This is a genomic window from Streptomyces sp. NPDC021749 (genome assembly GCF_040640655.1).
Classification (GTDB): Bacteria; Actinomycetota; Actinomycetes; order Streptomycetales; family Streptomycetaceae; genus Streptomyces.
In genome coordinates, this window is the sequence record NZ_JBFACE010000034.1 from 55,925 (window position 1) to 77,192 (window position 21,268).

Sequence of the window (21,268 nt, forward strand, 5' to 3'; positions counted from 1 at the left end):
CAGCACCACCAGGCAGGGGCAGGCCTATCGAAGAAAGCCGCGCTGGTCCGCCCACCCGTCGGCGGTATCGGCTTCGAGCTGGTTCAGCCGCGCGGTGACGACCTGGTCGAACCCGTCCATGAAGTACTCGTCGCCCTCCGCCGGAGGAATCTGCCCACCGCTGGTCACAAAGCGCTCCACCACCTGGGCCAGGGGTGTTCCGGGGGAGACCTTGCCGATGCTGTAGCGGTCCGCTCCGGGCAGCCCCGGAAAGCCGGCCTCGCGGTAGAGGTAGACGTCGCCCAGCAGATCGACCTGGACTGCCACCTGTGGGTGCGCGGTCGGCCGCATGGTTTCCGGTCTGATGCGCACGAGTTCGGCGTCGGCTCCGGCTGAGAGGCCGTTCAGCGCGTACCCGTAGTCGACGTGCAGGGTGGGTGTCATGGCCGCGACTTTCTCTCGAAAGCCGGTCAGCGCTTCCTGGAGGTCCGCGCGCTCGGCACCGGACAGCAGGCCGTCGGGCCGGCCGCTGTAGTCCTCACGGAGGGTGACGAAGTCCAGTGGCCGGTCCGGCGCCGCGCTGTTCAACTCGGCGATGAAGTCGACGAGATCGAGCAGGCGCCGGGCCCGCCCCGGCAGGACGATGTAGTTGAGGCCGAGTTTCACCGGCTCGGCGCGTGCGGAACGCAGCCGCTGGAAGCGTTCCAGGTTGGCTTTCACCCGTCCGAACGCGGCCTTTTTTCCGGTGGTTGCCGCGTATTCGGCATCGTTCAACCCGTACAGCGAGGTCCGCACCGCGTGCAGGTTCCATAGGCCGTCCTGCCTTTCCAGCGTCCGGTCGGTAAGTGCGAACGCGTTGGTGTACAGGGTGAGGCGGAATCCGCGGCCGGCGGCCCTCTGAACGAGGGAGCCCAGCCCGGGATTGGTGAGCGGCTCCAGACCGCCCGACACGTACATGGCGTCGGCGTCATCCGTCGGCATGTCGTCGATGAGCGCGGCGAACATCTTGTTGCCGTCGTCCAGGGCGGAGTGCTCGTAGCGGGCACCGGTGACCCGTACGCAGAAGTGGCAGCGGAACATGCAGGTCGGGCCCGGATACAACCCGACCGAATACGGGAACACCGGCTTGTGGTGCAAAGCGGCGTCGAAAACCCCCTTGCGTTCCAGTGGAAGCAGGGTGTTCGTCCAGTACTTGCCGGAGGGGCCGTTCTCAACGGCCGAGCGCAACTGCGGGACTCTGCCGAACACGTCCAGCAGACGGCGGAAGGCAGATCGGTCGACTCCTAGTTCACGACGGGCCTTTTCCAGCGGAGTGAAGGGGCTGGCACCGTAGATCCGGGCCAGCCGCACCAAATGGCCCGCGGCCTCGCACGCATCCGCGTCCGTCATATGGCCGACACTGACCAGTTCGTGCCGGAGAACCGCGGAAGCGGCCGCCGGATCGCTGTCGGGAAGGGTGCAGACCGCTACGGTGTTCGCCACCGCTTCTTGCCTCATCATGAGTCATCCCACCCTCGTCCATTCGGAAATGTCCCGCATGACACGGGCCGTCGGCTGGTCATCGGAGTGCGCCTGACGCCAGCGGGCGGTCAGCTCGGCCCCGCGGGTGGCGGCCAGCCGGACGATGTCGCATACCCGGCGGATGTCCTCACGGGAGACCGTGGACCCGGTCGGCAGGGCGATGACCCGCGCCGACAGGCGCTCGGTGTGCGGTAGGTGCACGTTCCGGCGGGACCGGTACGGCTCCAGTTGGTGGCAGGCCGGCGAGAAGTAAGGCTGGGCCACCACATTTTCGGCGCGCAGCAGGCGGAGCAGCAGATCGCGATGGAGCCCGGTGACGTCCTCGTCGATCTGCACGACCAGATACTGATAGTTGTTCTGTTCGTTCTCGTCGAAGGCGAGGACGGCCACTCCCGGTACTCCCGAGAGTTCCGTGCGGTAGTGCTCATAGTTGCTTTTGTTGTGCCGTACGACTTCCTCGAACGCGTCGAGGGAGGTCAGCCCCATGGCCGCCGAGGCTTCGCTCATCTTCGCATTGGTCCCCCCGGCGGAGCTGACTTCTTCCAGGCCGAGTCCGAAGTTGTGAAGGGCGCGGACACGACGGGCCAGTTCGTCGTCGTCGGTGACGACCGCACCGCCCTCGAAGGAATTGACCACTTTCGTCGCGTGAAAGCTGAATACCTCGGCGCCGCCGAACCCGCCGACGGGTCTTCCTGCCGAGGTGTTGCCGATCGCGTGCGCCGCGTCGAAGAACAGCCGGACACCGGCGTCCGCGGCCAGTTTCTCCAGGCCGTCGACATCACACGGCCTACCCCACAGATGCACCGCGAAGATGGCGGAGGTACGCGGGGTGATGGCGGCCTGCACCTGCTCGGGATCCACGCATCCGGTGAGTGGATCGACGTCGCAGAAGACCGGCTCCAGTCCGAGCCACCGCACCGCGTGCGCGGTCGCCGCGAACGTCAGCGCTGGCATGATCACTTCTCCGGTCAACGCACAGGCGTGTACCAGCAGTTGCAGTGCGACGGTCGCATTGCAGGTCGCCACGCAGTTCCGGACCCCGGCCAGATCGGCGACCCGTTTCTCGAACTCCTGGGTCAGGGGCCCGCCGTTGGTGAGCCACTGGTTGTCCAGTGCCCAGTTCAGTCGGTCGAACAACCGGGAACGGTCGATGGGGTTCGGGCGGCCCACCAGAAGCGGCTGAAGGAAACCGGCGCGCCCTCCGAACAGCGCGAGATCCCCGAGATCGCGTTTCATTTCCACCATCCAGAAGAGATTCTCGCGCTACCACCGGATTGTGCGGTGCCCACTCGCGTCGAACGTGTGCGTGTCACGGGTCAATGCCCCTGGATGAGCTAGCGGGGACAAACCTCCTCGTACATGGGCAGCAGGTCCGCGGCCACCGCCGCGGCGAGCGTGGGGGCCGCCGCGTCGCGTGCGGATCGGACCGGCGGTGCCGTCAGGTCCCAGGGCAGGCCCAGCTCAGGGTCGAGGGCGTCGACGTCGATGATGGTGCCGTGCACGTACTCACGGGTGCACAGGTAGTTCATGCAGGTGTCGTCGCTCAGCGCGAGATAGGCCAGGCCGATCCCGTCGGGCAGGTACACCGCGGTGCTGGAGCGCGGGTCCTGTCCGAGCACGTCGTACCTGCCGAAGGTGGGCGATCCCACCCGTAGGTCGACGACCATGGTCAGCGCCGCGCCCCGGACACAGGTGACGATCTTTCCCTGACCCGGCGGCACGGTGGTGCTGTGGATACCGCGCAGCACATTTCGCCCGGATACGGTGTAGTTGACCTGCCGGATCTCGATCGCCTGGCCGGTGGCCGCCCGAAGCGACTCATATCGCAGCGCCTCGTAAAACAGACCGCGGTGGTCCGGAATGGGTTCGGGTTCGATGCGGTACGCGTCGCGCACCGCCATTTCGTGTATGCGCATGGTGTCCCCGCCGTTTCTGCCGCTCAGGGCAGCAGCCCCTCGACGGCCGTGGCGGCTGCCACCGCGCCGCCGGCGGCACGGATCTGGGCGCGCATGCCCGCCACCTGTTCCTTGATGCCCTGGTCGGCCAGCACCCGCCGTGCCGTCTCGCGCAGGCTCTCGGCCGTCACCTCGGACGTCAGAAGCTGTGCACCCAGGCCGAGTTCGGCGATCCGGCGCGCGGTGGCGCGGGGCTCGGGCATCACCGGCACCGCCACGACCGGGACGCCGTGCGAGAACGTGTCCATGGCCGTGCTCATCCCGCCATGGTTCACCACCAGGTCGGCGTGCGGCAGCAGGTCGCCGTGCGGCACGAAGTCGTGCACCTCGACGTTGTCGGGCAGCGGGCCCAACTCGTCCGGACTCACCCCGCCGCCGAGCACCAGCACGATGTGCCACGGCTCGTCGCGGAACGCCTCGATACAGGTGCGGAAGAACTCCGGCCGTTCGTTGTAGAGGGTGCCCAGACTCACCATGACGAGCGGCCGGTCGCCCTCCGGCGGCTGCCAGGTGCCGTGGAAGGCCACCCGGGGCGAGCACGGGCCGACGAAGTGGTGCCGGTCGTCGAAGGAGTCGCCGGCATACTGGAAGGACCGGGGCATGTAGAGCAGGGCGGGGCCGCCGTGGATCACCTTGGTGAACGCGGCGAGATCGTTCTCGGCCCCCTGCTCCTTGAGCAACCGGCCGATCCGGGCGAGCAGATCGTGCAGCGCGGGGTCGTCCGGCGGCTCGGCGGCGTCGACCGGCGGATGCAGCGACCAGTGCTCGTTGGCCGCGTAGGTGGGGGTGCTGCGGATGACGGGGATGCCCCACCGGTCGGCGAGCAGCCGGCCGGTCCACAGCGAGGACGGGTCGTTGACGATCACATCGGGGCGGTCCGCGGCGAAGTGCGGCTCCAGCAGCGGGAGGGTGGACGTGGTCATGTCCAGCAGCCACTCCAGCACACGGATGAACTCGCCCTCGTCGGTGTATTCCTCGGAGTCCTGCCGCGGCACCATCTGCGCAAGGAAGCGTTCCTTGTCCATGGGGTAGGTGACGACCCCGGCGCCGACCCGTCGGGCCCGGTCCGCGATCTCCTCGGGCAGCGCATAGGTCACGCGGTGGCCGCGAGCCACCAGTTCCTCGGCGACCCCCAGCGTGGGATTCAGATGCCCGGCGACCGGGAGGATGAAGAACGCGATATGGGCCATGATGAAATCCTTCGTGAGGGCTCGGGGCAAGTGCCGTCATGACGTGGGGGGAACGGCGAGAAACTCCGGAAGGTTCGCGACGCCCGCACATTAGGAGTGGCCGGCGGAATGGGGCAAGTCCGAGATGACAAAGTGCTTGACGCGCACTAGATGACAAAGTCCACGGCAATTCATGGATTGCGTGCATTTCTTGAGAGAGAGTGTCGAATTGTTGCCGTGAATGGCGCCTCATTCGAGGCCTGCCGAAGGCATCCCAGAGTTCCGCCGTTGTCCCCGGGAAACATGGAGGTTCTGTGTCCGACAGCAACGCGGAGGGCCCGCTCGTCGTGATGGGAGCCGGCGTCATGGGCACAGCCATCGCTGCGCTCGCCGTCGGCCACGGATACCGGGTCACCCTGATCGACCGTTCCCCCGAGGCCCGGGCGGCCGCCCCCGACAAGGTCGAACTCCAGGTGCGTACGGCCCGGATGATGAGCGCGCTGCCCGCCGGCCGGCCCGTGGGCGAACTGACCATGGCGGACACGGCGGATGCCGCGGCGGGTGCGTGCGCCGTGATCGAGGCGGTCGCCGAGGACCCCGGGGAGAAGGTCGCGGTGCTGGCCGGCCTCGCAGCCGCGGTGAGCCCCGGAACGCTGCTGATCAGCAACACGTCGGGGCTGCCCATCGACGAGCTGGCCGCCGCGGTGCCGCGCCCGGAGGACCTCGTCGGTGTGCACTTCATGAATCCGGCCTACCTCATCGCCACGGTGGAGGTGGTCCTCGGGCCGCACAGCGGGGACGCGGCAGCGGCCGCGGCACAGAAGCTGCTGGCGGGGCTGGGGCGCGAGGGCATCATCGTCGGCGACGGCCCGGGCTTCGTGACCAGCCGGCTCCTGCACCGGATGATCAACGACGCGATCGAGGTGGTCCACGAGGGGCGTGCCGCCCCGGAGACCGTGGACCGGCTCATGCGCGACTGCATCGGCCACCGCACCGGGCCGTTGGCCACTGCGGACCTCATCGGCCTGGACAACCTCGCCGACTCGCTCCTGGTGATGCATGCGCGGACGGGCTCCGAGGCCTTCCGCCCGAGCGAATTGCTGCTTGAGAAGGTCCGGCGGGGAGAGCTCGGCCGCAAGAGCGGCCGGGGATTCTACGACTACGAGGAGAGCACGCGATGATCGAGACCTCCGACCCGACGGAGGGCGCAGCCGTGGCGCCGGCCGACCATGACGTCGCCGCCGAACTGCTGGAGTTCTTGACGGCCAAAACCAGGACGAACTGGGAGGCGGACCAGGACATCTTCGCCGTCGGCGGCATGTCGTCGCTGTTCGCCATGCAGCTCGTCGTCCATCTGGAGAAGACCTACGCCATCACCATCAGCGGCGCCGACCTGATGCTCGACAACTTCCGCACGGTCGATGCGATGGTCCGCCTGGTGCGAAGGCTGGGCCCGAGCGCCGTCGGCACCGGCGGCGCGGGTGGCAACAACAGTGAGTGAGGCGACGGCCATCAGGGCGGCCGAACCGGGCGCCGAGGAACGGCTCTTCACCGATCTGGTCGGCGACTCGGCCGCGGAGTGGGAGCGCACCGGCGAGATACCGCTGGACCTGCTGCGCGGGCTCGGCGCCAAGGGCCTGCTCTGCGCGCAGGTGCCCGTGGCCCATGGCGGGCTCGGTTTCACCAGCCGGCACAACGGCGAACTGACCGCGCACGTGGGCTCGTTGAGCAGCTCCCTGCGGAGCGTGCTGACCTCGCAGGGTATGGCCGCCTGGACGCTGCGCCGGCTGGCCGGCGCGGGGCAACAGGCCACGTTCGTCCCCCGGCTGACCCGCGGGGAGCTGGCTGCCGTGGCCTTCAGCGAGGCGGAGGCCGGCAGCGATCTGTCCGCTCTGCGCACGCGCATCACCCGGGACGGCGATCAGATCGTCGTCGACGGGGCCAAGGTGTGGTCGACCAACGCCGCCTACGCGGACCTGCTGATCGTCTTCGCCCGCACCCAGGACGGCGCGGGCGCCGTCGTGGTGCCGGCAACGGCTCCCGGGGTGCGTATCGAGCGGATCACCGATCCGTACGGCTGCCGCGCGGCCGGCCATGCCAACATCCGGCTGGACGGCGTACGGCTGCCGGCCGACGCTCTGCTCGACGGTGTGGACCGCACGGCGTCCCTGCTCGTGACCACCGCACTCAGCTACGGGCGGATGTCCGTGGCCTGGGGCTGTGTGGGCATTCTGCGCGCCTGTCTGGCCGCGGCCGTCCGGCACGCCGGCGGCAGGGAGCAGTTCGGCACCCGGCTCTCCGATCACCAACTCGTGGCCAGGCACCTCGCCGAACTGCTGATCGCCGAGCAGACCGCCAGCCGGGCGTGCGAGCACGCCAGCGATCTGTGGGACGAGGGCAGCCCCGATGTAGTGACCGCCACGGTCATGGCCAAGCACGTAGCGGCCACCGGCGCGGCGCGCGGCTCGGCGCGGGCGCTTCAGGTGCTGGCGTCGGCAGGCTCCCGCGAAGGGCATGTGGTGGCTCGGGCCCACCGCGACGCCAAGCTCATGGAGATCATCGAGGGCAGCAGCGAGATCTGCGAGCTCATCCTTGCGCAGCATGCCCTGGCGACCGCGGGATGACGCCGGCTCCGCGGGGCCGCGGCCCCGGGAAGGAAGGAACGACAGTGGACCCGGAGAACGCAATGGCGGACGGCGCTGCCACGACCACGGTCAAGTGCCTGGTCTGGGACCTGGACAACACCCTGTGGCAGGGCACGCTGCTGGAAGACGGTGAGGTGCGGCTCAGGCCGGGCCTGCGCGAGACGATCGCCGAGCTGGATTCGCGCGGCATCCTCAACTCCGTGGCCAGCAAGAACGACCACGACCACGCGTGGGCGCAGCTGGAGCGCCTCGGCCTCGCCGAGTACTTCGTGCTCCCGCGGATCGGATGGCGGCCGAAGTCGGAGTCGGTTCGCGAGATCGCCGACGAGCTGAACTTCGCGCCGAGCACCATGGCCTTCATCGACGACCAGCCGTTCGAGCGCGCCGAGGTCCGCCACGTGCTGCCCGAGGTCCGCACCTACACCGCGGAGCAGGCCGTCGACCTCGTCACCCGGCCGGAGTTCAGCCCGGCCACGATCACGGTCGACTCGCGCCGCCGCCGCTCGATGTACCAGGCGTCGTTCCAGCGCGACGCCGAGCGCGCCGAATTCGCCGGCCCCGACGCGGACTTCCTGCGCTCGCTGGACATCCGGATGCGGGTCGCCCGCGCCACCCCTGGAGAACTCTCCCGGGTGGAGGAACTCACCCTGCGCACCAGCCAGATGAACGCGACCGGCGTGCACTACTCCGAGGCCGATCTGCTCGCCCTGATCGACGACCCGGACCACGAGGTGCTGGTCACCACGGTCACCGACCGCTTCGGCCCGTACGGCGCGGTCGGCGTCATCCTGCTCCAGCGGTCCTCCGGCATCTGGCGGATCAAGCTGCTCGCCACGTCCTGCCGGGTGGTGTCCCTGGGCGCGGGCTCCGCGCTGCTGCGCTGGCTGACCGACCAGGCCCACCGGGCCGGGGTGCATCTGGCCGCCGACTTCCGGGCCACCGAGCGCAATCGGATGATGGAGGTCGCCTACCGCTTCGCCGGGTTCTCCGACGAGTCCTGTGCCTGCCAGGCCGCGCTGGGCCGCACGGAGGGCGTCAGCCGGCTGCATCTGGTGCCGTCCGTTCAGCCCGCCTCCGACACCCTCCGCCTTGAGGCCCCCGAACTGGCCCCCGTCCGGGGCTGACCCCTGATCCCGTCCCAGGCCGGCCCCCGGTCTCGGACGGCGAAGTGCCCCGGTCTGCGAGGCCGAAGCGTCCGGCCGCGGACCGTCCGATCGGCCGTCGTCGTTCACCTCTGTACCTCCCGAGAGGACCACATGATCACCACTGCGTGTCGCATCTGCGACAATCGTGAGCTGCTTCCCGTGCTGGACCTGGGGGACCAGGCGCTCACCGGGGTGTTCCCGGCGAGCTGTGACGAGGCCGTCCCCTCGGTGCCGCTCGAACTCGTGAAGTGCTCCCCGGCCGGGTGCGGTCTGGTGCAGCTGCGCCACACCCCGGACCCCGCTCTGATGTACGGGGACGGTTACGGCTACCGCTCCGGCATCCGGCCGTTCATGGTCAACCACCTCCGGAGCAAGGTCGCGGCCATCCGCGAACTGGTCGACCTCGGACCCCAGGACCTGGTCCTCGACATCGGCAGCAACGACTCCACGCTGCTGCGCGGCTATCCCGCGGACGGTCCGCGGAGGGTCGGGATCGATCCGACCGGCCAGAAGTTCCGTGAGCTGTACCCGGCGGACGTGGAGCTGGTCGTCGACTACTTCTCGCGCGAGGCGTTCACGAACCGCTTCGGTTCCCGGCGCGCGAAGGTGGTCACCTCCATCGCGATGTTCTACGACCTGCCGGACCCGATGCGCTTCATGCGGGACGTCCACGACGTCCTCACCGAGGACGGCATCTGGGTCATGGAGCAGAGCTACCTGCCCGCCATGCTGGAAGCCGACGCTTATGACGTCGTCTGCCACGAGCACCTGGAGTACTACGCTCTCCGGCAGATCGAGTGGATGGCCGAGCGGGTCGGGCTGACCGTGATCAAGGCTGAACTCACCGATGTTTACGGCGGCAGCCTCTGTGTGACCCTCGCCAAGAGCGCGAGCCGGTACCCGAAGGACGAGGCGGGCCTGGCCCGCATCCGCGCCCGTGAGACCGAGGCCAAGCTCGACACGATGGCCCCGTTCGAGGCGTTCGCGCGCCGTGTCCAGGACCAGCGCGACGCCCTGGTCGGCTTCCTCGACCGCTCTCGCGAGGCGGGGCTGCTCACCGTGGGATACGGCGCCTCCACCAAGGGCAATGTGATCCTCCAGTACTGCGGTCTCACCGAGCGGGACCTGCCCTGCATCGGCGAGGTCAGCGAGGAGAAGGCGGGGCGTTTCACCCCCGGATCGGCGATCCCGATCGTGTCCGAGGAGGAGGCCAAGCTCCGCAAGCCCGACCAACTCCTGGTGCTGCCGTGGATCTATCGCGACGGCTTCCTTGAGCGGGAGCGGGCCTACCGGGAGGCCGGCGGCAAACTGGTCTTCCCGCTGCCCCGGCTGAGCGTCGTGTGACAGGGGGCGCCGGCCGGCCCGCTGCCGGCCGGCGCCCCGCCGGTCCCGGGCGGCTCAGGCTTCCCGGGCCCGGCCGCCGGCGGGGGAGAAGAGGGCGTCGAGTTCGGCGAGTTCGGCGTCACCGAGGACCAGGCCGAGGGCGCGAACCGCCGAGTCGAGCTGCTCCGTGGTCCGCGGACCGATCACCGCGCCGCTGATCCCCGGCCGGGACAGCACCCAGGCCAGGCCGACGTCGGCCGGGTCCTCGCCGATACGGTCGCAGAACCGCTCGTACGTCTCGATGGTGGGCCGCAGTTCCGGCAGCAGCGTCTGCGCCCGGCCCTGCGCCGACTTCACCGCCGTACCGGCCGCCAGCTTGCGCAGTGCCCCGCTCAGCAGACCGCCGTGCAGTGGCGACCAGGCGAAGACCCCCACACCGTAGGCGCGGGCAGCCGGAAGCACTTCCCGTTCGACGTGCCGGTCGGCAAGGTTGTAGAGGCACTGCTCCGACACCAGACCGAGGGAGCGCCGGGCCGCCGCGTTCTCCTGGGCGGCCGCGATGTTCCAGCCCGCGAAGTTCGACGACCCGACGTATCGGACCTTGCCGTCGGCCACCAGCCGGTCCATCGCCTGCCAGATTTCCTCCCAGGAAGCGGCGTCGTCCATGCGGTGCATCTGATAGAGGTCGATGTGCTCCACGTTGAGGCGGCGCAGTGACTGCTCGCAGGCGGAGATGATGTGCCGGGCCGACAGGCCGTGGTCGTTGACCCGGTCGCTCATCTCCTCGCCGACCTTGGTCGCGAGCACCACGTCGTCACGTCGACCGCGGCGCTGGCCCAGCCACCGCCCGACGAGCTCCTCGGTGTGCCCCTTGTAGAGACGCCAGCCGTAGATGTTCGCGGTGTCGATGCAGTTGATGCCCCGGTCGAGCGCGTGGTCCATCAGCCGCACGGCGTCGGCGTCCTCGACGCGCCCGCTGAAGTTCACGGTGCCCAGCCAGAGCCGGCTCACCAGCGTCGCGCTGCGGCCCAGCCGGGTATGCGTGTGCCGCTGCGGGGGCTGGTACCGGTATGTGTGCCTAGCTGGTGTGCGGTCCTCACTCATCCGCGGTCCTCCCTTCGGACTCGACCCGTTCAAGAACGCACCGCCGGGTGCGCAGCCGGCGGTGCGGGGTGCGCGGCGGCGATCGCCGCGACCATGGCCCGCAGCCCCTCGGAGAACCGCACCCGGGGAGCCCAGCCGCTCACTGCCCGGAAGGCGGCGGAGTCGGACTCCGGGCTGTGGAAATCACCCGCTTCGGCGTAAGCGGGGGGTGGCACGGCGACGACCGGAACCGGAGTCCCGCCGATGTGCTCGGCCACCAGACCGGCCAGGGCGGTGAACACGTCGCCGAGCCGCTCCAGGCGGCCGGTTCCGACGATCCAGGGCTCGCCCTGCAGCTCCGTCGCGTGCTCCAGGGCCGCTATGAAGGCGCCGGCCGCGTCCCGGACGTGGAGGAAGTCGCGCCCGACCGATCCGTCATGCCACATGGTCAGGGCCTCGCCGTCGAGGGCGCGGCGGGTCATCGACGCGAGCACGCCGCGCCCGGCGCCGTCGGAGAGCGGGCTGTGGCCGTACAGGGTCGACAGCCGCAGCACGACGCCGCGGACGGCGCCCTCGGCCGTGGCCTCGCGCAGGATCCCCTCGGCGGCGATCTTCTGCGATGCGTAGCCGCCCAGGGGGGCGGCGTTGCCCGTGGGCGACCCGGCCTGGAGCGTGCTGGCGAAAGCCACGGTCGGTCGGACGCCGCTCCGGCCGCGCAGCACATCGACGAGGTCGCGCATCATGCCGACGTTCACCCGCTCCGCGTGCTCGTCGGCGGCGCGCCACGACTGCTGTCCGCCGATCCCCGCCGCGAGATGAACGACGGCGTCCGCGTCCTCGACGGCGGCCGCGACGGCGTCCCGCCGGGCGAGGTCCGCCCGGCGCACCTCGACGTCCGCCACCGGCTCGGCCGGCACACGGCTGGGGCCGCGCGCCACCAGGCGCAAGCGCAGTGGCAGTGCGGCGAGTTCGGTCACCACGGCGGACCCGAGGAATCCCGACGCGCCGAGCACCGTGACCAATGGCCCGCGCGGATGGTGCGACCGCTTGAACAACTCGGTAGTGAGCTTCACACATTCTCCCCTCTGTGTGCCGCTCAGCGTGCCGAGCCCTCCAGGGCGCGTCTACGGAAACCTGACCTTGTCTGCGGGGTCCGTCCGGGCCGCTTGAGTGTCGTGGCCGGTGGTGGTGTGGCAACACTTCCAGGGCGTGGATGGTGGTCCGGCCACACATCCCCGCGCTTTTGCTCACCGGCTCTCCGGTCGGTAAAGCGGCCGCCGCTCCAACGACCCCATCGGAATCGGGCGAAAAGGATGAAACATTATGGCGAGTAGGTATTGAGGGAACGCCCGCGGAGGGGCTGTGGTGGCCCTCACAGGGCTCTGAAGATCTGTGGACGGGTGTAGCAGGAATGTAATAGCGTTCCATTGGTTTGGTAAAGGCACGGAGATGGGGGCGCCTGCGGCATGAGTGGCCTGGATTCTGGTGGAGAACTGGCTGGAAAAGACCAGGAAGGTGACGCAATCACCTTCCTTGAATTCGTCGCCCGCTCGGCCCCGCGCGGTGAATACGACCGGCTCATGGCGCGGGCGGAAAGCGAAGGCGCAAGCGAGGAACGGATGCGCCGTTTGGAGCGCTTCAACCGGCTCGCCCTCACCGCACAGTCGATGATCGAGTACCGCCGCGACCGCGAGGCGGAGCTCGCGGCGCTGGTCGAGGCCGCCCATGAATTCGTCCGTGCCCGGCACTACAAGGACCTGCTCGACTCGGTCGCCCGCAGGGCACGGCTGCTGCTCAAGCTGGATGTCTCCTACGTCAGCCTGCACAAGGAGGGCGAGCCTGACACGGAGGTGCAGAGCGCCGACGGCAACGCGGTCTCGGTCGCCGTCGGCCTCCGGCTGCCCGTCAGCGGCGGGTTGGGCGGTATGGTGCGCGCCTGCCGCGCTCCCTTCTGGACGCCCGACTACCTCGCGGACACCAGCATCAACCACGTCGAGAGCATCGACAACGTCATCCGCTCGGAGGGGCTGCGCGCGGTCCTGGGCGTGCCGTTGTGCGTCAGGGACGAGTCCATGGGGGTGGGGGTGCTCTACGTCGCCGACCGGCAGGTCCGGCATCTCGCGCCCAACGAAATCACCCTGCTGTGCTCGCTCGCCGATCTGGCCGCCGCCGCCATCGAGCGCATCGTGCTGGTCGAAGAGCTCCGGAACGACATCGGGCGGCTGCACGCGGACGTCGGTGAGGCCCGCGCGGCCCTCACGGTCACCCGAAGGTCCGCCGACCTCCAGGCGCGCCTGATCGCCCTGATCCTGGAGCGGTGCGAGGTCGACGCTTTACTGGCCGTCGCCGCGGAGGCGTTAGGCGGCGGCACCGGTATCTGCAACCCGCTGGGCCGACCACTCGCCGAGTACGGGAAACTGCGCCCCGTACCCACCGCGGACCTGCGCGCAGCCTGCGACAGGGCCGCCGAGACCGGCCACCCTACCCCCGTCGACCAAGGGTTATGGGTGGTCCCGCTGTGCCCCGGGGAGTGCAACTCCGGCTTCCTCTTAACGGATGTCGGGCCCGCGGCGGACCACTCCGTCGTACCGCTGCTCCTCGTTGTCGCCCGTGCGCTGGCACTTCATCTACGCATCCAGCACAACAACTCCGCCAAGGCCCCAGGTCACCAGGAATTCTTCGACGACCTGGTCGGGGCGCCGCGCTCGCCCGCCCTCCTCAGAGAGCGCGCCCTCCTGTTCTCCCTCAGTTTCCGCCGCCCGCACGTCGTCCTGGTGGCGAGCGCACCGCACGGCGCCGCGGCGCGGTTGGAGACCTCCGCCGCGGACTACGCGCAGGAGCTCGGCGGGCTGTGCAGCGTACCGGATGGCGCGGTCGTCCTGCTGCTGCCCGGCGAGGCCCCCGAGGCCGTGGCGCAGACCGCCGCCCGGGAACTCACCACCAGAGTGGGGCGCGCGATCACCGTTGGGGCAGCCGGCCCCGCCTCGACCGTCGACGGCATCGGCGACGCCTATCGCGAGGCCGCACAGTGCCTGGAGACACTGCGCGCGCTCGGCGCTGACGGCGGCACCGCATGCGCCTCTGACCTGGGCTTCCTCGGCATGCTCCTGGCCGAGGAAAACGATGTCCCCGGCTACATCACGTCGACCATCGGGCCCGTGGTCGACTACGACACCCACCGCTTCACGGATCTCATCGCTACGCTGAGGGCGTATCTGGAGTCGGGCAGGAGCCCCACCCGCGCCGCCGAGACACTGCGGGTGCACCCCAACACCGTCTCGCGCCGACTGGAGCGCATCGGCCAGTTGCTGGGGGAGGACTGGCAGTGCCCACAGCGCGTGCTGGACATCCAACTGGCCCTGCGGCTGCATCAGGTGCGCTCCGTCCTCTCCCCACGCCTCGCGTCCGTCTCCCGGGCCGCACTCTGAGCACTGCCCGAGTGACCGTCGGCGGGCCGGCCGGCGCGTGGCCTGCCGGTGGCCGCACCATCGTTCGTGGTCACCCGGCGATGGGCACCTGGTACTCGCACCACTGCCCGTCCTGCGACAGCCGCAGCGCGTGGGCGATCGAAGCCAGCGTCACATGCCGGTGCCAGCCCTGAAACGAGCGTCCCTCGAAGTCCCGGATGCCGACATCGACACTGACCGCGGCGAAGTCGGAGTCCACCCGTTCGGTCAGCATCGCCAGCCGCAGCAGCGCACTGTGCCCCGACGAGGTGAGGTCGGTCAGCCACAGGTCTGCGGGGCGCCGGCGGTTGGCTCGCCACACCCCCATCAGCAGCAGTGTCCGCCGCGGGAGCGCGCCGGGCAGCACCACGGCGAGCGGCGTGACGAAGTTGACCGCGCCATGGCACTCCACGGGGCGGCCCAGCCGCTTGAGTTGCTCCATGAGGTGCTGCGCGGGCGCGGTCTGCGGGCGCTGGCCCAGCTGGACCCGGCCGGCAGCCGGGTCCAGCGGAAGCTCACCGCCCACCCGCAGCATGAAGGGCAGGCCGGCCGCGGTGAGCGCGCGCACCAGCGGCGGCACCGCGGCGGTCCGCGCGTCCATCACCACCGGGCGTGCCACCGTCCGGTTCGCCTGTGCGATCTCCGTCACCAGCCGCGCCACATCCCTCTCCTCGCCCGGCGCGTCGGGCCGTCCGTCGGCCTCGCCGCCCGGTTCGCCGTCCAGCGTCAGATGCCAGCTCACCGGCGCGGCCCTCGCGTCGGAGGCCATCCACAGTCCGAAGCTGCGCTGACAGCTCATCACCCGGCCGAGGTCGGGAACGAAGCGCCGTCGTACCCCCACGGAGCGCACCCCCGTCTTGGAGACCACCATCGGCCGGATCACCCAGGCGTTCGGGCGCAGCCCGTCGTCCACGTAGCGGGCCAGGGTCGCGCGCACCGGGCGCCAGTCCCAGGTCGAGCTGGCCACGAAGTGGTGCAGGCTCTGTGCCGAGGCCCCCGTCCCGCCGAAGTTGGCGATGTTCCGGGCGGTCTTGCGCCCAGTGGCGGTGAGTAAGCCGCGTAAGTACTGGCCACCTCTTCTGCGCTGGTCGGCGCGGCGCAGCGAACCGAGCAGTTCTTCGCACGCTTCGTTCACCAGTGATTCGACACCGTCGTGCGCGACGGAACCGGCAAGGGAGTGGGGGGAATGCGGTTTCGGGCCAAGGGGGGTAACGAGCATCGCGGTCCTCGCAGGGCGTTCGAATTCCGGCAACTGCATGTGGCATAGCCTTCCGGAATGCTCGGGGCCCTCCCAGATGCGCTCGGCACACACTTTCGCAGCCGCCTCGGCCCCCGCGGTGAGCAACGGGCGGGCGGCCGGCAGCGCACCCGTACCTGATGACCAACTCACCTGTGCAGACCGGTAGTTGGTGTTGGGGCACCTCATCGAATGGCGCTACGGAACGATGCCGCTACGGCCGGTGATCACGAAATCTATTTTTGCTGACGTTTTCCGGACGCCGACACCACTGTGTCAGCTGTCGCTTGCCGGCTCAGTGTCCATGCCCTAGAAATCCCCTCTCATCCACTCCTATTCGCCTTCGAGGTACTGCTATGCCCTTGCCGAAACACCTGCCGTCGCTCGGCGGCATGCGGGCCATCGCCGCACTGGTGGTGTTCTGCTCTCATATCGCTTCCCAGCCGTTTTTCCGCAACGCCGAGATAAACTCCACCGCACAGGTCCCGTTGGACGCCCTGGGGCCGCTGGCGGTCTCGTTCTTCTTCATGCTCAGCGGATTCGTGCTCACCTGGGCGGGCATGCCCGACCCGTCCAAGGCCGCCTTCTGGCGCCGCCGTTGCGTTCGGGCCTACTCGCTGCACCTGCCGGTCCTGCTGCTCACACTGGCGATCGTGCTGTGGCTGAAGGAACCCAACATGGGAGGGTCGGTCTGGGACGGCTTCGTCAGCAACCTGCTGCTTGTCCAGTCGTGGTTCCCCGACTACCACCAGTACGGCAGCATGAACCCGGTGGCGTGGTCCCTCTCCTGCGAGATGCTGTTCTACGCCGCCTTCCCGTTCCTGTTCGCCTTCTTCTCCAAGATGCGTGCCGAGCGGCTGTGGTCCTGGGTCCTGGGCATCTCCGTCGTCGTCGCGGCCGTACCTGCCCTCGCCCTGCTGCTGCCCTCGGACTCCGCGCTGCCCTGGGACCCGAAGATGCCGGAGCTGCAGTACTGGTTCATCTACATGCTTCCGCCGGTGCGGCTCCTGGAATTCGCGCTCGGCGTCCTGATGGCGCAGATCGTCAGGCGCGGCCGCTGGGCCGGCCCGACCCCGGGGGTGTGTGCGCTGCTGTTCGCCGGCGCGTTCGCGCTGTCCTTCGCACTGCCGTCGTATCTGGCTCGCGTCACGGCGACGGTCCCGCTGATCGCGCTGCTGCTCGGCTCCCTGGCCGTCGGCGACATACGCGGTACCCGGTCGTGGCTGGGCACCCGGACGATGGTGCTGCTGGGCGAACTCACCTTCGCCTTCTACGTCATCCACTACCTCGTCATCCAGTACGGGCACCGCTTCCTCGGCGGTGAGCTGGGCTACTACCGGCAGTGGGACACCCCGGCCGCGATCGGCCTGACCGTTCTCGCCCTCGGGCTCAGCCTGGGCCTCGCCGCGCTCCTCCACTTTTTCGTGGAGAAGCCGGTCGTCCGGGCCCTCGGCCGCTCCCGCAAGGCGTCCCGCGCGTCCAAGGTCCCGCAGTCCGAGCCGTCGGCGCCCCTGCCGTCCTGAGCGGGTCCGGCGCCACAACAGTGTGCGGGGCGCGCCACATGGCGCGCCCCGCAGGGTTTTCGCTGACCGGAACCCCGGTCTTCCGTGTCTCAGTAGGAGGCGTGTGCGCAGGCGATCAGTGTGCGCAGCTCCACATTGAGGTAGTTGCCGTGCGCGAGCAGTTCGGTGAGCTGCCCGAGGGTAGCCCAGCGGAAGCCGGGCGGGCAGTCCACCGTCAGCTCAGGGCCGGCCTCGACGACCGTGTACCGGTTGCGCGCGTGGTAGAAGCGCCCGCCCTCCTCCGAGAGCACCGCGTCGTACCGTACGCGGCCCGGGGCAGCGGACTGCACGTACTCCAGGTACGGCGGCGGGTTGCCCTCGCCGCGCGGCCACGCCGACCTGAGCTGCACGGTGGGGCCGAACTCGGCGAAGTTCAGCGTGCCCACGTCCGACCGGGCCGCCACCAGGGCGTGCAACGTCCCGTTGATCCGCCGGACGACCAGGGCCATCAGCCCCTGGGAACACGGGCGCAGCAGCGGCTGGGTCCAGGACGCCACCTCGCGCTGCTCCGCGGTGACCTCGACCGCCATGATCTCGAAGCGCTCGCCGCTGCGGTGCCGGATGGTGGCCCCGGTCCGCTGCCAGCCGTCCTCGTACACCTGGTCGAGCGGGACGCTCTGCTGGCGCAGCACACGCAGCGCCTGGACGTCGGTGAGACAGCCGGTGATCGCGTTGAGCTCGTGCAGCGGCTCGGTCTCCCCGTAGAACGAGCGCCTCAGCGCCGCCGGGAAGCCCTCGTCGTCGTCGCCGGGTGCGCCGTGCGCAGTCGGCAGGCAGGCCAGCACGCTGCGGGTGTCCATATTGACGAGGTCGTCCCGGAGCAGCAGGCGACGGATCTGGCCGAGCGTCAGCCAGCGGAACGAGCAGTGCTCCGGCACGGCCGAGTCGATCTCGACGACCATGTTGCGGTTGCGTTTGTGCAGGAACCAGTCGGCTTGCTCCGACTGAATGGCGTCGACCAGCACCCGGCGCCCCGGGCGCTGGATGAAGCGGTCCAGGAACGGCGTCGAGCGGCCGCGATGCACCTCGTCGAAGTTGCTGCGGGTGGCCTGCACCGTAGGGGAGAGCTGGAGCCCGTTGACATTGCCGGGTTCCGGCTTCGCCTGCATCAGGAAGTGCAGTACCCCGTCGAACTCGCGCGCCAGGATGCCCAGCAGCCCCACTTCGGGCTGCACGATGATCGGCTGGACGCGGTCGACGGGGTCGAGGTCGGAGCTGGTGCGCAGACCTTCGACGGAGAAGAAGCGGCCCGTCTCGTGGCGCAGATTGCCGGTGCCGTCTTCGAAGGACCACCGCTGCAGGTCGTGGAAGGGGATCGGCTCCGTGCGGAAGTGGTGGGCCCGCTGGTACTCGACCAGCCAGCCGGTCACCTCCGCCATGGGGGTCACCCGGCTGTCGAGCACGTCGGCCGACCGGCGCACCCGCTCGGCCGTCTGCAGGCGGTCGGCGTAGTCGGCCTCGGCGACGGACCCCGGTTCAGGCCGCATGGCTCCCCCTGGAGCCCGCGGGGAGCAGCGGTGCGAGGGTGTCCATGAGGGACCCGCACACCTCCGCGGCCCGCTGGTAGAGGAAGAAGTGGCCGCCGGGGAAGGTCCGCACCTGGGCGCCGGCCTCCGCGACGGCCTGCCATGCGGCGGCCTCGGTCGCCGTGACGTTGGGGTCGTTGGCGCCGGTGAACACGGTGAGCGGGCAGGCCAGCGGCGCCCCCGGGCGGTGGGTGTAGGTCCCCACGGCCCGGTAGTCGTTGCGGATCGCGGGCAGCACCAGCTGCAGCAGCTCGGGGTCGTTGAGCAGACTCTCGTCGGTGCCTTCGAGCGAGCGGAGCTCGGCCAGCAGCCGGTCGTCGTCGTAGAGGTGCACGGTCATCGGACGGTTCACGATGGGGGCCCGCCGGCCGGAGACCACCAACCCGGCCGGCGCCGCCCCCCGCTGCTGGAGCACGCGGGCGACCTCGTAGGCCACGGTGGCGCCCATGCTGTGCCCGAAGAGCACCAGGGGCCGGTCGGAGTGTGTCGCCAGCACCTCGGCCAGGGGCTCGACCAGGCCCTCGATGGTGTCGATCAGCGGCTCGCCGCGACGGTCCTGGCGGCCGGGGTACTGGACGGCCAGCACCTCGACCTGGTCGGGCAGCCTCTGGACGAACGGCAGGAAGGACGTGGCCGAGCCGCCGGCGTGCGGGAAGCAGACCAGCCGCACCGCGGGTGCGGCGCGCGGCCGGTACCGGCGCAGCCACAGGTCGCTCAGGAGTCGCGGATCTGTCGATGCGGACACGAAGGTTCATCGTCCTTTCTTGAGGGGCTGCCACCACGCGCGGTTCTCGCGATACCAGCGCACGGTCTCCGCCAGTCCCTCGTCGATACCGATCCGCGGCGCATAGCCCAGCTCGTTGGCGATCTTGGCGTAGTCGACGGAGTAGCGGCGGTCGTGACCCTTGCGGTCCGGTACCTCCCGCACCGCCGACCAGTCGGCTTCGCACAGCTTCAGCAGGCGTTCGGTGAGCTCGGTGTTGGTCAGTTCGGTGCCGCCGCCGATGTTGTAGACCTCGCCGGGGCGGCCGCCCCGGGCCACCAGGGCGATGCCCCGGCAGTGGTCGTCCACGTGCAGCCAGTCGCGCCGGTTGCCGCCGTCGCCGTAGAGCGGGACGGCCGCCCCCTCAAGCAGATTGCTGACGAACAGCGGAATGATCTTCTCCGGGTACTGGTACGGCCCGTAGTTGTTGGAGCAGCGGGTGACGCACACCGGCAGCCCGTGTGTCCGGTGGAAGGCCAGCGCCAGCTGGTCGGAGGCCGCCTTGGAAGCGGCGTAGGGGGAGTTGGGGCTCAGCGGGTGGTCCTCAGGCCACGATCCGTGCGGGATCGAGCCGTACACCTCGTCCGTGGAGACGTGCACGAACCGGCCCGGGCGCACGGCCAGCGCCTCCCGGAGGAGGACGTGGGTGCCCAGCACATTGGTGCGCACGAAGGCGTCCGCGTCGTCGATCGACCGGTCCACATGCGACTCGGCCGCGAAGTGCACCACCAGATCGGCGCCCGCCATGGCCAGGGCGACGGTGCCGCGGTCGCAGATGTCGCCCCGGACGACCCTCAGCCGCGGACAGTCGCCCACCGGCGCCAGATTGGCCAGGTTGCCCGCGTAGGTAAGTGCGTCCAGCACCACCACCTCGGGCTTGCCGAACTCCGGTATCGAGCCGTTCAGCAGGGCGTTCACGAAGCGTGAGCCGATGAAACCGGCCCCTCCGGTGACCAGGATCCGCAGCGGCCGCCGGCTGGTGCGCCGGGCGTTGGTCCACGGTTCCGTCTCAGGCAGCGCCAGCATGGGAGGCCACCTCCATCAGGTAGGAGCCGTAGCCCGAGTTGCCCAGCTCGCAGCCGAGCAGATACAGCTCGTCGGCGTTGATGAACCCCATCCGCAGGGCGATCTCCTCGACGCAGGCGATCCGCACGCCCTGGCGCTGTTCCAGCAGCTGGACGTACTGACTGGCCTGGAGCAGCGAGTCGTGGGTGCCCATGTCCAGCCAGGCGAAGCCGTGGCCCAGCTCGATCAACCGGGCGCGCCGTTGCTCCAGATAGACCTTGTTGACGTCGGTGATCTCCAACTCGCCGCGTGCGGACGGCCTGATGTTCTTGGCGATGTCGATGACGTCGTTGTCGTAGAGGTACAGCCCGGTGACGGCCAGGTTGGAGCGGGGACGAACGGGCTTCTCCTCCAGGGAGAGCAGTAGCCCGTCCTGGTCGATCTCCCCGACGCCGTAGCGCCCTGGATCGCTCACCGGGTAGCCGAACAGCACACAGCCGTCAAGGTGGCGGATGCTGCCCTGGAGCACGGAGGAGAATCCGGGGCCGTGGAAGATGTTGTCGCCCAGGATCAGCGCCACGGGGGAGTTGCCGACGTGGTCCGCACCGATGGTGAGGGCCTGGGCGATGCCCTGGGGCTCGGGCTGCTCCGCGTAGGTGATGTCGAGGCCGAGCCGGGATCCGTCACCCAGCAGTCGCTGGAAGAGCTCGATGTGCTGGGACGACGAGATGACCAGGATCTCGCGGATGCCGCCCAGCATCAGCACGGACAGCGGGTAGTAGATCATCGGCTTGTTGTAGACCGGGAGGAGCTGCTTGGACAGCGTCCCGGTCAGGGGGCGCAGGCGGGTGCCACCGCCGCCGGCGAGGATGATTCCCTTCATTCCGGGACACCCCGATATGGTCTCGG

Annotated in this window: 18 protein-coding genes; 7 read left to right on the top strand and 11 right to left on the bottom strand. The window is 69.6% G+C overall.

What is annotated here, in order from left to right:
• Nucleotides 1-24: 24 nt before the first annotated feature.
• From desII to AB0G35_RS28035, 4 genes are all read right to left on the bottom strand, one after another.
• Nucleotides 25-1,479 (bottom strand): dTDP-4-amino-4,6-dideoxy-D-glucose ammonia-lyase, encoded by a 1,455-nt coding sequence (desII, locus tag AB0G35_RS28020; RefSeq protein ID WP_360955247.1) that lies wholly within the window; start codon nt 1,477-1,479, stop codon nt 25-27.
• Nucleotides 1,480-1,482: 3 nt separating this feature from the next.
• Nucleotides 1,483-2,745 carry a dTDP-4-dehydro-6-deoxyglucose aminotransferase gene (locus tag AB0G35_RS28025; RefSeq protein WP_360955250.1) on the bottom strand — a complete coding sequence of 421 codons (1,263 nt, stop codon included), beginning with the start codon at nt 2,743-2,745 and terminating at the stop codon, nt 1,483-1,485.
• An 89-nt stretch (nt 2,746-2,834) separates the two neighbouring features.
• A complete protein-coding gene (locus AB0G35_RS28030; RefSeq protein WP_360955253.1) occupies nt 2,835-3,416 on the bottom strand; it encodes a dTDP-4-dehydrorhamnose 3,5-epimerase family protein in 582 nt (193 codons plus the stop codon).
• A gap of 23 nt (nt 3,417-3,439) precedes the next feature.
• Nucleotides 3,440-4,645 carry a macrolide family glycosyltransferase gene (locus tag AB0G35_RS28035; RefSeq protein ID WP_360955256.1) on the bottom strand — a complete coding sequence of 402 codons (1,206 nt, stop codon included), beginning with the start codon at nt 4,643-4,645 and terminating at the stop codon, nt 3,440-3,442.
• A gap of 293 nt (nt 4,646-4,938) precedes the next feature.
• On the opposite strand from AB0G35_RS28035, the gene AB0G35_RS28040 reads away from it, so the two are divergent.
• From AB0G35_RS28040 to AB0G35_RS28060, 5 genes are all read left to right on the top strand, one after another.
• Nucleotides 4,939-5,805, top strand: coding sequence for a 3-hydroxyacyl-CoA dehydrogenase family protein (locus AB0G35_RS28040; RefSeq protein WP_360955259.1), 867 nt, complete (start codon nt 4,939-4,941; stop codon nt 5,803-5,805).
• Nucleotides 5,802-6,125, top strand: coding sequence for an acyl carrier protein (locus AB0G35_RS28045; protein WP_360955262.1), 324 nt, complete (start codon nt 5,802-5,804; stop codon nt 6,123-6,125). Before AB0G35_RS28040 ends, AB0G35_RS28045 begins: the two co-directional genes overlap by 4 nt.
• A 10-nt stretch (nt 6,126-6,135) precedes the next feature.
• Nucleotides 6,136-7,248 (top strand): acyl-CoA dehydrogenase family protein, encoded by a 1,113-nt coding sequence (locus AB0G35_RS28050; protein ID WP_360955315.1) that lies wholly within the window; start codon nt 6,136-6,138, stop codon nt 7,246-7,248.
• Nucleotides 7,249-7,310: 62 nt separating this feature from the next.
• The gene (locus AB0G35_RS28055; protein WP_360955318.1) at nt 7,311-8,393 is read left to right on the top strand and encodes an HAD-IIIC family phosphatase; all 1,083 of its coding nucleotides are present in this window, start codon (nt 7,311-7,313) and stop codon (nt 8,391-8,393) included.
• A 132-nt stretch (nt 8,394-8,525) separates the two neighbouring features.
• On the top strand, nt 8,526-9,758 hold the full coding sequence (locus tag AB0G35_RS28060; protein ID WP_360955265.1) for a class I SAM-dependent methyltransferase: 1,233 nt from the start codon (nt 8,526-8,528) through the stop codon (nt 9,756-9,758).
• A 54-nt stretch (nt 9,759-9,812) separates the two neighbouring features.
• On the opposite strand, the gene AB0G35_RS28065 is transcribed toward AB0G35_RS28060, so the two are convergent.
• Both AB0G35_RS28065 and AB0G35_RS28070 read right to left on the bottom strand, forming a co-directional pair.
• A complete protein-coding gene (locus AB0G35_RS28065) occupies nt 9,813-10,841 on the bottom strand; it encodes an aldo/keto reductase (RefSeq protein WP_360955267.1) in 1,029 nt (342 codons plus the stop codon).
• A 29-nt stretch (nt 10,842-10,870) separates the two neighbouring features.
• Nucleotides 10,871-11,893: an NAD-dependent epimerase/dehydratase family protein gene (locus AB0G35_RS28070; RefSeq protein WP_360955270.1), complete on the bottom strand. Its 1,023-nt coding sequence runs from the start codon at nt 11,891-11,893 to the stop codon at nt 10,871-10,873.
• A 507-nt stretch (nt 11,894-12,400) separates the two neighbouring features.
• Between AB0G35_RS28070 and AB0G35_RS28075 the strand changes: the two genes are divergently transcribed.
• Complete coding sequence (locus AB0G35_RS28075; protein WP_360955273.1) at nt 12,401-14,248, top strand: helix-turn-helix domain-containing protein; 1,848 nt, start codon at nt 12,401-12,403, stop codon at nt 14,246-14,248.
• Nucleotides 14,249-14,318: 70 nt separating this feature from the next.
• On the opposite strand, the gene AB0G35_RS28080 is transcribed toward AB0G35_RS28075, so the two are convergent.
• Nucleotides 14,319-15,401 (bottom strand): transposase, encoded by a 1,083-nt coding sequence (locus AB0G35_RS28080; RefSeq protein WP_360955276.1) that lies wholly within the window; start codon nt 15,399-15,401, stop codon nt 14,319-14,321.
• Nucleotides 15,402-15,859: 458 nt separating this feature from the next.
• On the opposite strand from AB0G35_RS28080, the gene AB0G35_RS28085 reads away from it, so the two are divergent.
• The gene (locus tag AB0G35_RS28085) at nt 15,860-17,026 is read left to right on the top strand and encodes an acyltransferase (RefSeq protein ID WP_360955279.1); all 1,167 of its coding nucleotides are present in this window, start codon (nt 15,860-15,862) and stop codon (nt 17,024-17,026) included.
• A gap of 89 nt (nt 17,027-17,115) precedes the next feature.
• On the opposite strand, the gene AB0G35_RS28090 is transcribed toward AB0G35_RS28085, so the two are convergent.
• From AB0G35_RS28090 to rfbA, 4 genes are read right to left on the bottom strand one after another with little or no spacing between them, the layout of a single operon-like run.
• Entirely contained in the window at nt 17,116-18,552 is a 1,437-nt protein-coding gene (locus tag AB0G35_RS28090) for an NDP-hexose 2,3-dehydratase family protein (protein ID WP_360955282.1), read from the bottom strand.
• Nucleotides 18,542-19,336 carry an alpha/beta fold hydrolase gene (locus AB0G35_RS28095; RefSeq protein WP_360955285.1) on the bottom strand — a complete coding sequence of 265 codons (795 nt, stop codon included), beginning with the start codon at nt 19,334-19,336 and terminating at the stop codon, nt 18,542-18,544. The genes AB0G35_RS28090 and AB0G35_RS28095 overlap by 11 nt, the downstream gene beginning before the upstream one ends.
• Nucleotides 19,337-19,342: 6 nt before the next feature.
• Complete coding sequence (gene rfbB / locus AB0G35_RS28100) at nt 19,343-20,320, bottom strand: dTDP-glucose 4,6-dehydratase (protein ID WP_360955321.1); 978 nt, start codon at nt 20,318-20,320, stop codon at nt 19,343-19,345.
• Nucleotides 20,321-20,363: 43 nt separating this feature from the next.
• Entirely contained in the window at nt 20,364-21,242 is an 879-nt protein-coding gene (gene rfbA / locus AB0G35_RS28105; protein ID WP_360955324.1) for a glucose-1-phosphate thymidylyltransferase RfbA, read from the bottom strand.
• Nucleotides 21,243-21,268: the final 26 nt, after the last annotated feature.

Bases quoted from the DNA above. Each gene is read 5' to 3' on its own strand.
- desII (WP_360955247.1), bottom strand. From the start codon at position 1,479: ATGATGAGGCAAGAAGCGGTGGCGAACACCGTAGCGGTCTGCACCCTT.
- AB0G35_RS28025 (WP_360955250.1), bottom strand. From the start codon at position 2,745: ATGGTGGAAATGAAACGCGATCTCGGGGATCTCGCGCTGTTCGGAGGG.
- AB0G35_RS28030 (WP_360955253.1), bottom strand. From the start codon at position 3,416: ATGCGCATACACGAAATGGCGGTGCGCGACGCGTACCGCATCGAACCC.
- AB0G35_RS28035 (WP_360955256.1), bottom strand. From the start codon at position 4,645: ATGGCCCATATCGCGTTCTTCATCCTCCCGGTCGCCGGGCATCTGAAT.
- AB0G35_RS28045 (WP_360955262.1), top strand. From the start codon at position 5,802: ATGATCGAGACCTCCGACCCGACGGAGGGCGCAGCCGTGGCGCCGGCC.
- AB0G35_RS28055 (WP_360955318.1), top strand. From the start codon at position 7,311: ATGGCGGACGGCGCTGCCACGACCACGGTCAAGTGCCTGGTCTGGGAC.
- AB0G35_RS28060 (WP_360955265.1), top strand. From the start codon at position 8,526: ATGATCACCACTGCGTGTCGCATCTGCGACAATCGTGAGCTGCTTCCC.
- AB0G35_RS28065 (WP_360955267.1), bottom strand. From the start codon at position 10,841: ATGAGTGAGGACCGCACACCAGCTAGGCACACATACCGGTACCAGCCC.
- AB0G35_RS28075 (WP_360955273.1), top strand. From the start codon at position 12,401: ATGGCGCGGGCGGAAAGCGAAGGCGCAAGCGAGGAACGGATGCGCCGT.
- AB0G35_RS28085 (WP_360955279.1), top strand. From the start codon at position 15,860: ATGCCCTTGCCGAAACACCTGCCGTCGCTCGGCGGCATGCGGGCCATC.
- AB0G35_RS28090 (WP_360955282.1), bottom strand. From the start codon at position 18,552: ATGCGGCCTGAACCGGGGTCCGTCGCCGAGGCCGACTACGCCGACCGC.
- rfbA (WP_360955324.1), bottom strand. From the start codon at position 21,242: ATGAAGGGAATCATCCTCGCCGGCGGCGGTGGCACCCGCCTGCGCCCC.